Here is a 12,492-nt window from a genome sequence, read left to right as displayed (position 1 = left end):
TATTAAAATCCACGCTCTATGCAAACAGAATTAATAGCTATCAGTCAGTATTGCAGCGTACATAATATAGACAGTTCTTTTATCAGCGCTCTGGCTGATGAAGGACTGATAGCGGTAACCGTTGTTGAAGGCGGCAGTTATATAGAATCCGAACAGCTGTCCGACCTGGAGATCTACACCCGCTGGCATGCCGAGATGGGTATCAATACGGAAGGTATTGATATCATCAAATACCTGCTGGATAAAATTAAAATGATGCAGAGAGATATGGAACAGTTAGAGCATAAGCTACAGCTATACTCTGGCCTGTAAGATGGCGATACTGTGCGCCGCGATGGTATAGTTCTTTGCTGTTACCGTCCGCTGCTTATAATCCACTACGTTTGGACCTTTTAGTGTGTTTACAGCATCTATAGACGGTGCATTCAGTTCGTGGGCAGTCCAATTGCCTGTGACCTTTGCATTGATCTTTACGTCTATGGCATTTTTACTGTCCCTGTTTACGATAGCGATGGTGATCATGCCTGTTTTATCATTGATTGAAGTGGCAATGTCCAGGGCGTTGTTCGTATCGCTCATTTCGTTGGCGATGCTCCTGTTGCCGCAGAGCCTTCTGTAGAGTTCCATCGGGTAAAAGATGGTCTGGCAAACAGCCGAAGTGGCATCTGTCATAATGGGCGCCAGTACATTCACTGTTTGCGCCCAGGTAGCCAGTCCGATCACATCCGCATTACGCTGGAAGATATTCAGGAAGGTGGCCACTCCCAGGGCATGGTTCCAGTTGTACTTCATTTCCAGGCCATAGGCCCCTTCTCCGCCTGCTTCCCAGATACCCCATTCATCCAGTGCGATCTTCACCGGCTGCTGACGGCTGGGGAAGCGATACCATTTGCTGAAGTGCTCCACTTTTTCAGGCGTGAATGCTTTGATCTGTGCAGCGGTAGCGCGGATGTTCGTTTCCATTTCTGCAATGGAAGTGAACAAGGATACGGGATCACCGGGTTTAGTACTGGCGTAGAGGTGAAGGGAGATGTAGTCGCAGATGGGATGGAGTTCCTGTAAGATCTGTTTATTCCAGTTTTCCTTATCCCCTACCATGATCAGTGCGATCCCGGGGTCCTGCAGTTTCATCAGCTTGGCATAATACCAGGCTTTTTTTATGTAGTCCTGCGGGTCCTGTAAAGTACCGGCATCTTCTTTTGCCGCTTCTTCATTACCGAGGCCCCAGTATTTTACTTTATAAGGCCGTTCGTGACCGTTTTGCTTTCTTAAGCCGGCGTAGTAGGTATCTGTACCGTTGCAGTATTCTACCCAGTCGGCAGCTTCTTCAGCAGTACCGGTAGACATGTTTACGGTGAGGAAGGGCTCAGCGCCTATTAAACGGCTGTATTCCATGAATTCATCTGTACCGAAATGGTTGTTGTCGTTACCACCCCAGATAAGGTTTTTACGTACGGGCCTGTTCTGCCCTATGCCATCCTTCCAGTGATAGATTTTTGTAACGGTACCACCGGGATAACGCATCAGTGGTGTGTGTAATGCCTGTACTTTGCTTAATACATCTTTGCGGAAGCCTTCTTTTTCGTCGTAGATGCCCCCGTAAATAGCTCTTCCCAGGTGTTCTATGAACTGGCCGTAAATATTGGGAGAGATATCCCCGGTGATGGTTTCCGGGTGAACGGTGATCTCCGCTGTTTTGTTACTGAGCAGTCTTTTTACTGTACCCGGTACCATGGAACCAGCGAGAAGACCGGTATTCATCTTCATGAAATATCTTCTATTCATCCATTCCGTCGTTGTCGTTATTGCCTTTTGCCGTCTTGCTGCTGTTGGCCACCATTTCATTGATGGTAGTGGTCTCTTCTTTGGTAAAATACCGCCATTTGCCGGGAGCCAGGTCTTTCAGTGTCATGTTCATGATACGGATACGTTTCAGGCTTCTCACATTGTATCCGAGGGCTTCACACATGCGGCGGATCTGCCGGTTGAGTCCCTGGGTGAGGATGATACGGAACCGGTCGCTGCCTTCCTGGTGCACAAAACATTTCTGTGTGGTGGTGCCCATGATGCGTACACCGTTGCGCATGGCTTTTATAAATTCCAGGTTGATGGGTTTATCCACCACTACGTAGTATTCCTTTTCGTGCTGGTTACCAGCGCGTAATATTTTATTAACGATATCTCCGTCGTTGGTGAGGAAGATCAATCCTTCGGAAAGTTTATCCAGTCGCCCGATCGGGAAGATACGGGAGGAGAAATTGACGTAGTCGATAATATTGGTCTTATCTTTCGTGTCTGTGGTGCAGGTGATGCCTTTGGGTTTGTTAAGAGCAATCAAGACAGTTGCTTTCTTCTTTTTGAGTGGTTCCCCGTCTACTTCCACTACATCTCCCTCTTCGACACGGTTCCCTTTAGAAGCGATATTATCATTAATGGTAACGCGGCCCTGCTCTATGTACTTATCTGCTTCCCTGCGGCTGCAAAAGCCTGTTTCACTAATGTATTTATTGATGCTTTTATCCATATGACCCTAATATCCTGCAATATTACTTCAATATTAGTTATTGAAATGCCTGCTATACTGTTTTATCTTACTGTATAGTTCATCAGGATTGAAAGGTTTGCTGATGTAGTCGTTCATACCTATAACGAAGGCCTTGTCCTGGATATTGAGCATGGCAGAAGCGGTGAGGGCAATGATGGGCAGTTCTTTGTACCTGGTACCGTTTAGTTTACGGATTTGTTCGGTAGTTTCATAGCCGTCCATTTCGGGCATTTGTAAGTCCATGAGTATAAGGTCGTAGTCGTTTGTTTTCACCAGCTGAAGGGCAATGATCCCGTTTTCGGCCACATCGCAATCCACATCCCAGCGCCGGAAGAATTCCTTTGCCAGGACAACGTTGATCTGGTTGTCTTCAGCTATCAATACACGGGTGCCCTTTAGACTTTCCTTGAACATTTTGTGGAAGGTCTTGGATTTGCTGATCTTCCTGGTGCTGCTTCCGAAGCTAAGGTCAAAAGAGAAGACAGAGCCCTCTCCTTCTACGCTTTTCAGGCGGATTTCGCTACCCTGTAATTCCAGCAGGCGGCGGGTGATGGTAAGTCCCAGGCCGGTGCCTCCGTATTTGCGGGTTGTATCTGAACTTGCCTGTGTGAAACTTTCGAAAATGGAATCCTGTTTATCCTTTGGAATGCCGATGCCTGTATCCTTAACTTCAAAGTTGATCGTTGTTTTGCTGCCGTTGTTGGATATCAGCGTGGTACAGATAGTGACCTTCCCTTTGGTGGTGAATTTTACGGCGTTGCTGACCAGGTTTGTAAGGATCTGACCGAGTCTTACGGGATCTCCGGTTACTATTTCCGGGATATCGTCGTCGATCATGAGTTTTAACTGGATGTTTTTTTCACTTGCCTTTTGTGTGGTAGCCTGTTTGATATTGCTGATCAAATCCCTCACGCTAAATTCCACTTCTTCGAACTCTATCTTGCCGGCTTCTATCTTACTGAAATCCAGGATATCGTTGATGAGTACCAGCAGGTTTTCTGCAGAGAACTTTAAAGTTTTGAGATATTCCTTCTGGTCTTCCCGGGGGTCCTGCATCAGCAAATGGGTAAAACCTATGACAGCATTCATGGGTGTCCTGATCTCATGACTCATGGTGGACAGGAACTGTGATTTTGCAATGGCAGCCTGTTCCGCCTGGACTTTAGCCCTGATCAATGCTTCTTTGGCATCCTTCCACTCGGTGATGTCCATAATTGCCCCATGCAATTTTACGACCCTTCCCTGCTCATTATGCTGCGGTTTGCCAATGGCGTGGATATGTTTGATGGTACCATCTTTTAGTATGATACGAACGTCCAGGCTAGAGGTTTTTCCTTCGCGGAGCGCGTCCCTGATAGCGTTTAGATAGAATTCACGGTCGTCCGGATGGATCATGCTGTCGAATTCCGCGGTTTGCGGCCCTTCGTCCCGGGGTTCCAGTCCGAATATGTTACAGGCTTCTATTGACCAGTAATTACGGCCGGTGACGAGGTCCTGTTCCCAGCTACCGCTATGGGTAAGCTGCTGGGTTTCGTTTAACATGATTTCACTACGGCGGAGTTTATTTTCTCCCAGCTTCTGTTCGGTGATATCATGCCAGACAACGAGCAGTACTCTTTCATCATTGATGAATACAGGGTTGAGGGTGACTTCTACCATTATCTCTTCACCAGTGATACGCTTATGCAGCCATTCAAAACGATGCAGCCCCTTTTCATAGGCCAGTCTGTCCATCTCCACTGCTTTTTCCATGGACAGCCGTCCATCCGGCTGATACTTAGGAGAAAAGACAGCAGGATGGGGGTTCATTTCCAGCAATGCTTCTTTGGATTCAAAGCCCAGTAGTTCCAGGGCAGCCTTATTACAATCTATGATCCCTTTTTTCCCAAATAGCAAATGCGCATCTGTAGAGTATTCAAATATTACTTCCAGGTGTTCCTCTGTTTGTTTTCTACGGGTAATATCAATAATACCCCCGCCCATCTGGGTAGGATTCCCTTCACTATCCCATTTCAGGATACGACCAGAGGTGACTGTCCAGATGGTACTGCCATTTTTATGATAATAACGTATTTCGGTGGAGTAAGGAGCTTTGCCTTTATTTTGCCGGTACTCTTCTATTAATCTGGAGTAATTTTTATAATCATTTACGTGAATTAATGATTTCCAGGCCTCCAGCGTATCAGGTATTTCATGTGCTTCATACCCCAGTCTGGCTTTAAAGCCAACGCTGACATAAGTGGAATAATCCGGAAAATTCAGTGTCCAGTATCCTGCCTGAATATCTTCCAGGATAATTTTAAAAAAATTCTCCATTGTGAGGGTATAGATAAAATTGATTGTCCAGGTTAATTAACAATTATCTACGTATTTAGGTTCAATGGGTTTACTGATTGGCTTGTCTAAAAAGGAGTATTTATATGAAACAATCGTTATATTTACAAAAAACAGTATACATGAGACCGATCAGCCCGGAGATATTGATTGAGCATGGATTTGCGTTCCAGGAGACCAAGAAGTATTATAAAATTGAAGTAGGTAATGCTGCATATGGTGTTGTACCTCAGGGAGGTGTGTGGTTATTTTCTCCGCTGCCCATGCAATTTGCCTCACTGGAAAACGTGCTGACAATTGAAGATGTAGATAATATTATTTTTAAGAGTACCGGTAAGCATCTTGCTGGTCTTCAATGATTTTGATGTTTAACGTTCAGGAACCTGACGAGCAGGGGTAAACTCAGTCCCTGTACCACCAGTGTGATCAGGACCACTACCACCGAGATAAAAATAATCACATTTCTTTGCGGGAATGCTGTGCCGTCGCTTAATGTTAGCGGTAAAGCCAATGCTGTGGCCAGCGATACAATACCCCGCATGCCGGACCAGCCAATGATCAGGCATTCTTTCCAGTTTAACAATGCACGCCTGTGACGGGCTATACTTTTCCGCTGAAACGTTTTTTCGAGGTTCACCCGCTGCAGGAAGATCCTCAGCATGCGAATAGCCAATGCCAGCAGGCAAATCAGGAAACTGTAACCTATCAGGGGCCAGATCAGTGCCGCATCTATATTCCGGATAACATAAGGGAATTCTATTCCTATCAGGACGAAGATCAGTCCGTTCAATATGAATACGATGATTTCCCAGATCGATTTATAGGATGCTCTCGTCTCTCCCGCTAAATTCTTTACTCTGCTGAGTTTGGAGATCATGAACCCGATCACCACTACTGCAATAACGCCGGATACATGTAATTCTTCTGCCAACAGGTAAGCGATGAATGGCATTAATAAAGTGAAGCTGATGGCGACAACGCTTTTACGATGGGTATGTTTTAAGAGGAAGGTTAATATCACGCCTAATAGTAGTCCTACCAGGTATCCACCAACGATTAAGAATACGAATTGCACCCCCGCTTTCCATAATACGAAGGAAGAACCGGCTATTGCCGCAACTGCCAGGCGATAGGCAATCAGGCCGGAAGCATCGTTGATGAGACTTTCTCCTTCCAGGATGGTCATGGTTTTGTGTGACAGCCCTAATCCCCTGGTGATGCTCATAGCAGCTACGGCATCTGTCGCAGACAGGATAGCACCCAGGACAAATGAGAGCGGCCATGTCATACCAGGAATGAGGTAATGCACCATCACGGCTATACCAGTGGCTGTCATGAAGACCAGCGTAAAGGCCAGGGTCATGATGGTACTGATATTATTTTTGAATTCTTTAAGAGAGATGTTGAAGGCAGCATCGTAGAGCATAGGAGGCAGGAACAGCAGGAATACGATTGCCGGGTCCAGCTCTATTTTGGGCATACCGGGGATGAAACCCACACCAATGCCTGCTGCCACCAATAATATGGGGTATGGCAGTTTTATTTTTTCAGCAATTGCTGATAACCCGAGCATGATTGCGAGGAGTAATAAAATAATACCATATTGATCCATACTATTGAATTTTAGCTAATTGCTTCCGGTGAAGATAATGAGCAATCAGGATTTCTATTACAGGTATCAATATGATTAAGAATACCCATCGGATGCCTCCTGATACAATTTTTAAAACCTCTAAAATATACAAATTATCTAATAATCTAATGTATTAGCTAATAACTTCAATTGAATCTCTGAAGCCTTTGCAGCATAGGATAAATTCACCAGTATATAACCCGCGTTCTCGAAACTCTGCTGGGCGGTTTTTACATCTACAATGGTAGCCTGTCCTAACTGGAAACGTTGTAATACCAGGTTAAGGAGTTTGGAAGAGAGCTCATAATTATTACCGGAAGTCTCTATCTGTTGCAGGTTGTTGGTATATGACTGCCACAACTTGATGACGTTGGCGGTATAATCCCTTGTATAGATATCCCTTTCGATCTTTGCATTTTTTGTGTTGATAGCAGCCACCTGCGACTGCCGGCGGTATACTGTTCCATTGAAGATAGGGATTACCAGGCCGGCGCCTATATAAGGGCCATAGTTCTGGTTGAACAGTACGTTACCCGCCCCTGCTTCAGTACGGTTGTAGTTGAAACCCGTGTTCAGTGTTAAAGAAGGATAACGCTGTGCGGCGGTTTCCCTTTCCCTCAATTCGTTGATACGTATCTGTAAGTCTGCTGCCAGTAAACGGGGGTTCTTTGTTTCCATGTTCGCTAATACGCTATCCAGGGAAATGTTCTTATCGATGATGATCGTATCACTGACATGGATACTCGAATCTGCGTTTAAAGTAAGGAGACGGAGCAGGTCCGTTTTATCCTGATCGATGATCAGTTGTTGTGCCTGTAAGGTCTGATTTTGTGTATTAATATCTACCTGTGCCTGGAAGAGGTCTGCATCATTGGATAGTCCCAGTTCTCTCTTTGCTTTTACGATGTCTAACTTTTGCTGTGATACTGCAATAGATGTTTGCAGGGTACTGGCATAACTCTGCTGACGAACGATATCGAAGTATTTGAGTTGTACGTTAGCGACCACATTGATGATCATGGAATCCAGTTCACGTTGACTGAGTTTCTCTAATGTAGCCAGGCGTTGTTTGGTCGCCACTACCCTGCGCCCGTTAAACACCAGTACACTAGCGCCCAGTCCGGAGTTTAAGGTATTGGTGGTAGTACCATTGCGCTCTATCGTAACACCGGTATTCAGGCGCTGATTCACATCTGTGCTTTGCGAAGTTTGCGTACCCGAAGCAGTGATGAGCGGCAATCCACCGGCTACACCGTAGTTGTTGTAGATGGTGTTTGCTTCCAGGTTATTCTTCGACAGCTGGATATCCAGGCTGTTTTTCAACGCCAGGTTGATCGCTGCAGGCAGATCCAGCTTTTGCTGTGCCATCGCTAAAGATGGGAACAGTAATAATATATATTTCAGGCTACTTATGGTCATATTTATGTTTGCCGGAGATGAATGTATATACAGCAGGTATTACCAGCAGCGTGAGGATCAGTGAGAATAAGATCCCACCTACTACCACGATACCTAATGGAACGCGACTGGCAGCTGCTGCACCCAGACTTAATGCGATCGGTAATGCCCCGAGAGAGGTAGCGAGGCTGGTCATTAAGATGGGGCGTAAACGCTGTTGCGCCGCTTCTATGACTGCCTCCACCTTGTCCATGCCTGACTCTCTTTTCTGATTCGCGAATTCCACTATCAGGATACCGTTTTTGGTTACCAGTCCTATGAGCATGATCATCCCTATTTCAGAGAAGATATTCAGTGTTTGCCCGAATACCCAGAGACTGAGCAAAGCCCCTGCCAGTGCCAGTGGCACGGTGAGCATAATTGTCAGCGGATCGATGAAACTTTCGAACTGTGCCGCCAGTATCAGGTAGATTAAAACAAGCGCCAGCCCGAAAGCAAAAGCAGTATTCGAAGAACTTTCTGCATAGTCTCTCGAAGAACCGGCGAGAGAGGTATGGAAAGTAGGGTCCAGTACTTTTGCAGCGATAGCCTGCATGGCATTGATACCGTCGCCGATCGTATTACCGGGCGCCAGGGAAGCAGAAATAGTAGCGGACTTATACCTGTTGTAGTGATACAGGATAGAAGGGCTGCTGCTTTCCTGTAAATGGACCACGGCATCCAGTGGGATGTTACTGCCATTGCTGCTTCTTACATAGAGCTTTTCTATGTCGGAAGGTTTGCTACGGTCTTTGTGTTCCACCTGTCCTATTACCTGGTACTGGTAACCGTTCATGATAAAATACGCGAGCCTGCCGCCGCTGAAGGCAGATTGTGCCGCACCTATTACATCAGCAGTAGAAAGTCCCAGGTCTTTTACCTTGGTCCTGTCTACAGACAGTTGTACTTCAGGTTTATTGAATTTCAGGTCCACGTCCACGTTAGAGAACGTTTTATCATTACGTGCTTCTTCGAGGAATTTAGGAATGACTTCTTTTAGTTTATTGAGATCGAGGTTCTGCAACACGAATTGTACCGGCACTGACGATTTGGAACCGGAGCCTACGGAAATGGTTTGCTCCTGGATAGCGAAGATCCTGGCCTCGTTAAAGCGGCTCAGTTTCTTTTGCAGGTCTGTTGCGATATCATTCTGATTGCGATCACGGAATTCAGGATCTACGAGGCCGATCCTTGGCTGGGCAGCATTTACCGCACCAGCAGCGCCGCTGGGCGTTCTGCTGAACACGAAGTCCCTTTCAGGGACGGAATCGTAGAGGTAGTCGGACACTTTGTCGGTGATGGATTGCATGTGACCGAAGCTGGTACCTTCTGCTGCGGTGATGTTAAAACGGATACTGCTCCTATCTTCCAGCGGAGCGATCTCACTTCTTAAGCCTCCCATTGTTAGTACGATCAACACGCCACAGGCCGCGATGATCAGCCATGCCGTCCAGCGTAGTTTCATGAATTTTTCCAGCAGGCGTCTATACCCGTTCTCCATGCCTACGAAGAAAGGTTCTGTTTTCCTGTAGAACCAGCCGTGTTCAGCGTTTTTCCTGTTGAGGACAACGTTTAGCACAGGTGTGATGGTCAGTGATACAAAAGCCGATATCAGTACGGCAGCTGCCAGCACTACCCCGAATTCGCGGAACAGCCGGCCTACGAAGCCCTGTAAGAAGATCACCGGCAGGAACACGACTGCTAATGTGATAGAGGTAGAGATAACCGCAAAGAAGATCTCTTTACTACCTTCCAGTGCCGCTTCTTTGATAGACATTCCTTCTTCTATCTTCCTGAAAATATTTTCCGTGACAACGATACCATCATCCACCACTAACCCTGTTGCCAGTACGATACCTAATAATGTTAAGATATTTACGGTGAACCCTGCCATGTACATCACGAAGAAGGTAGCCACGAGTGATATCGGGATATCTATTAACGGTCTTATTGCAATGAGCCAGTTACGGAAGAACAGGAAGATAACGAGTACTACCAGGCCGAAGGCGATCAGTAGAGTTTCCTGTACTTCTTTTAAAGAGAGGCGGATGTTGCGTGTGTTATCTACCAGTACACGGAACTGGATATCATCTTTATTGGATTTTTCTATTTCTTTTAAGCGCTTGTTAAAGTCGTTCGCTATCTGGATGTTGTTAGCGCCCGGCTGCGGGATGATGGCTAATCCTACTGCGTTAACACCGTTGTATTTCCAGCTTTGCTCGTATTGCTCAGGACCGAGTTCTATTCTTGCCACATCTGAGAGGCGCACGATGCCGCTGCTATCTTCTCTTATTATCAGGTCGCTGAATTGTTTTTCAGTAGTGAGACGGCCCAGGGTGCGGATGGTCAACTCTGTGTTGTCACCATATATTTTACCGGGGGGCAGGTCTACGTTCTCATTGTTGAGAGAGGTACGGATATCGGTGAAGGCCACGTTGTACGTACTCATTTTATCAGGGTTCAGCCAGATGCGCATGGAGTAGCGTTTCTGACCGAGGATATTGATAGAGCTTACATTGTTGATGGTCTGGAACTGTTGCTGTAATACGTTCTCTGTGTAATCACTTAATTGCAGCAGGCTTTTAGTGCGGCTTTGCACGGCCATGATCACGATAAAGTCGGCATTGGCATCTGCTTTCGTTACTACCGGCGGCGCGTCAATATCCTGTGGCAGGTTACGGGTAGCCTGGCTAACCTTATCACGAACGTCACTGGCAGCCGCTTCCAGGTCTATACCCAGGTTGAACTCTACCGTGATGGTGCTGGCGCCCAGGGAACTGGAAGAGGTGATGGTCCTGATACCGGGAATACCATTGATCTGTTTTTCCAGTGGTTCGGTAATCTGACTTTCTATGATATCTGCGTTTGCACCGGTATAAGAAGTGGAAACTGTAATAATAGGCGGATCAATAGCGGGATAATCTCTTACGGCCAGGAAGGTGAATCCCACTACACCAAAAAGGATTAAAGCCAGGTTCATTACCGTTGCAAGCACCGGTCTTTTAAGCGACAACTCCGATATATTCATCTGCTAGTTCTTAACACTTAGTACTTTAATAACCGCGTCGGGTCTTGCAAACAATACCCCGGTAATCAACACAGAATCCCCTTCACTGATACCCTTTGTAATTTCCACATTGGACGCCTGTCTGATACCGGTCTCCACGTTTACGAATTTTGCTTTGCCATTCCTCAGTATCACCACCTGGTTATTCTGATCATTAGGGATGAGTACATTGGCAGGCAGCATGATGGCATGTTTATTTTCACCGGCATCTACATATACTTTTACGAAACTGCCGGGATGTGCTTTTGTGTTTTGCAAGGTAGCCCGCACTTTGAGATTACGGGTAGTGGTGTTGGCCTGTGGTTCAACAGCGATGATAGTCGCCTTTTGTTTTACAGTATCCTCCGTATCCATTTCTATGGTGACCACGTTGCCTTTATGCACAAGCGCCCCATATGATTCGGGGAGTGTAAAGTCTATTTTCAGTGTGTTTAACTGCTGGATAGAGGCGATTACATCTGCAGGTGTAACATATGCCCCTATACTTACCAGTCGCAAGCCCACTGTACCGGAGAAAGGCGCCTTTACCACGGTTTTATCGATGAGCGCCTGATAGTAGGCGATATCTGTTTTTATACTTTGTAACTGGTTGAGAGCGGAGTCGTAATCTGCCTGGTTGATACCATTGATGGCTAACAACTTTTTCAGGCGTTCTTCTGTTTTAATGGCCAGTTCCAACTGTACTTTTGATTTGCTGAGCTGCGCCTGTAAGTCGGCATCATTGATACGGGCGATGACAGTTCCCTGGTTTACGAACACGCCTTCCGGTACATTCAGATAAGTGATGCGTCCGCTGGCTTCCGGGTGTAACTGTACGAATTCATTGGCCACAACGGTACCATTAGCTTCTACAATATTACTGACGGATTGTGGCCTGGCGATCATGATATCGGCGGTTGGCGGAGCGCCGTTACGCTTATTGGCATCCGGTTTCTTACTATGACATGCACTCAAAATAATTAAAAGAAATAGTACGCTGCGCCCCATATTACGATAAATTTTAACAAAGCCTTACATTCCGAAAACCATAATTTTATCTCTCCGTTAAAGGTACTTTTCATAAAAGGTGAGACGGTTTTTAGTAGCCGGACGGGCAAAAAGAATCGTTAAATGAATGAAAATGGTCTTTTTAGGCGGTGGAACATGTATTAAAAAAAACAACTAGATAACTATGAAGGATAATCATAAGTCACCGCATATATTGAATGCGTCATCAAATTTGTTAGGACTTTGCTTTGTGGTGCTGACCTCTTTAAAATTACTTAACATTTCACAAAAAACGGCAATCGATGAGAGTACGACTGCCGCTATTGTTTTTTTTATGTCTAGTTGTATTCTTTCTTTTCTTTCTATCAGGGGCGATATCAGGAAATATGAGAATATTGCTGACTACCTGTTTTTAGGTGGTCTGTTCATTTTATTTATAACGACTATTCTTTTTGCATTGAATATTATTTCGTAGTCTTTGGTAGTTAT

9 protein-coding genes are annotated in these 12,492 nt (G+C 45.7%); 2 read left to right on the top strand and 7 right to left on the bottom strand.

Annotation, left to right across the window (positions count from 1 at the left end; all coding sequences use genetic code 11):
- Nucleotides 1-18 precede the first annotated feature (18 nt).
- Nucleotides 19-312, top strand: a complete 294-nt coding sequence (locus GO495_RS07130) for a chaperone modulator CbpM (RefSeq protein WP_157298982.1) — start codon at nt 19-21, stop codon at nt 310-312.
- Here the strand turns inward: GO495_RS07130 and GO495_RS07125 are convergent.
- The 3 genes from GO495_RS07125 to GO495_RS07115 are packed head-to-tail and all read right to left on the bottom strand — an operon-like array spanning nt 295 to nt 4,861.
- Nucleotides 295-1,785, bottom strand: coding sequence for an alpha-L-arabinofuranosidase C-terminal domain-containing protein (locus GO495_RS07125; protein ID WP_157298981.1), 1,491 nt, complete (start codon nt 1,783-1,785; stop codon nt 295-297). The two genes, GO495_RS07130 and GO495_RS07125, sit on opposite strands and share 18 nt — an antisense overlap.
- Nucleotides 1,778-2,524, bottom strand: a complete 747-nt coding sequence (gene rluF, locus GO495_RS07120; protein ID WP_157298980.1) for a 23S rRNA pseudouridine(2604) synthase RluF — start codon at nt 2,522-2,524, stop codon at nt 1,778-1,780. The genes GO495_RS07125 and rluF overlap by 8 nt, the downstream gene beginning before the upstream one ends.
- Before the next feature lie 33 nt (nt 2,525-2,557).
- Nucleotides 2,558-4,861 carry a PAS domain-containing protein gene (locus tag GO495_RS07115; RefSeq protein WP_157298979.1) on the bottom strand — a complete coding sequence of 768 codons (2,304 nt, stop codon included), beginning with the start codon at nt 4,859-4,861 and terminating at the stop codon, nt 2,558-2,560.
- 140 nt (nt 4,862-5,001) lie between these two features.
- On the opposite strand from GO495_RS07115, the gene GO495_RS07110 reads away from it, so the two are divergent.
- A complete protein-coding gene (locus GO495_RS07110; protein ID WP_089786018.1) occupies nt 5,002-5,238 on the top strand; it encodes a hypothetical protein in 237 nt (78 codons plus the stop codon).
- Here the strand turns inward: GO495_RS07110 and GO495_RS07105 are convergent.
- The 4 genes from GO495_RS07105 to GO495_RS07090 all read right to left on the bottom strand — a co-directional run bounded on the left by GO495_RS07105 (nt 5,232) and on the right by GO495_RS07090 (nt 12,003).
- Nucleotides 5,232-6,491, bottom strand: coding sequence for a Na+/H+ antiporter (locus tag GO495_RS07105; RefSeq protein ID WP_157298978.1), 1,260 nt, complete (start codon nt 6,489-6,491; stop codon nt 5,232-5,234). The two genes, GO495_RS07110 and GO495_RS07105, sit on opposite strands and share 7 nt — an antisense overlap.
- A 138-nt stretch (nt 6,492-6,629) precedes the next feature.
- Nucleotides 6,630-7,931, bottom strand: a complete 1,302-nt coding sequence (locus GO495_RS07100; protein ID WP_157298977.1) for a TolC family protein — start codon at nt 7,929-7,931, stop codon at nt 6,630-6,632.
- Nucleotides 7,918-10,977, bottom strand: coding sequence for an efflux RND transporter permease subunit (locus GO495_RS07095; protein ID WP_157298976.1), 3,060 nt, complete (start codon nt 10,975-10,977; stop codon nt 7,918-7,920). The genes GO495_RS07100 and GO495_RS07095 overlap by 14 nt, the downstream gene beginning before the upstream one ends.
- A 3-nt stretch (nt 10,978-10,980) precedes the next feature.
- Nucleotides 10,981-12,003 carry an efflux RND transporter periplasmic adaptor subunit gene (locus tag GO495_RS07090; protein WP_157298975.1) on the bottom strand — a complete coding sequence of 341 codons (1,023 nt, stop codon included), beginning with the start codon at nt 12,001-12,003 and terminating at the stop codon, nt 10,981-10,983.
- Nucleotides 12,004-12,492 lie beyond the last annotated feature (489 nt).

The organism is Chitinophaga oryziterrae, from assembly GCF_009758125.1.
Classification (GTDB): Bacteria; Bacteroidota; Bacteroidia; order Chitinophagales; family Chitinophagaceae; genus Chitinophaga; species Chitinophaga oryziterrae.
This window is presented reverse-complemented; position numbering and strand designations above follow the sequence as displayed.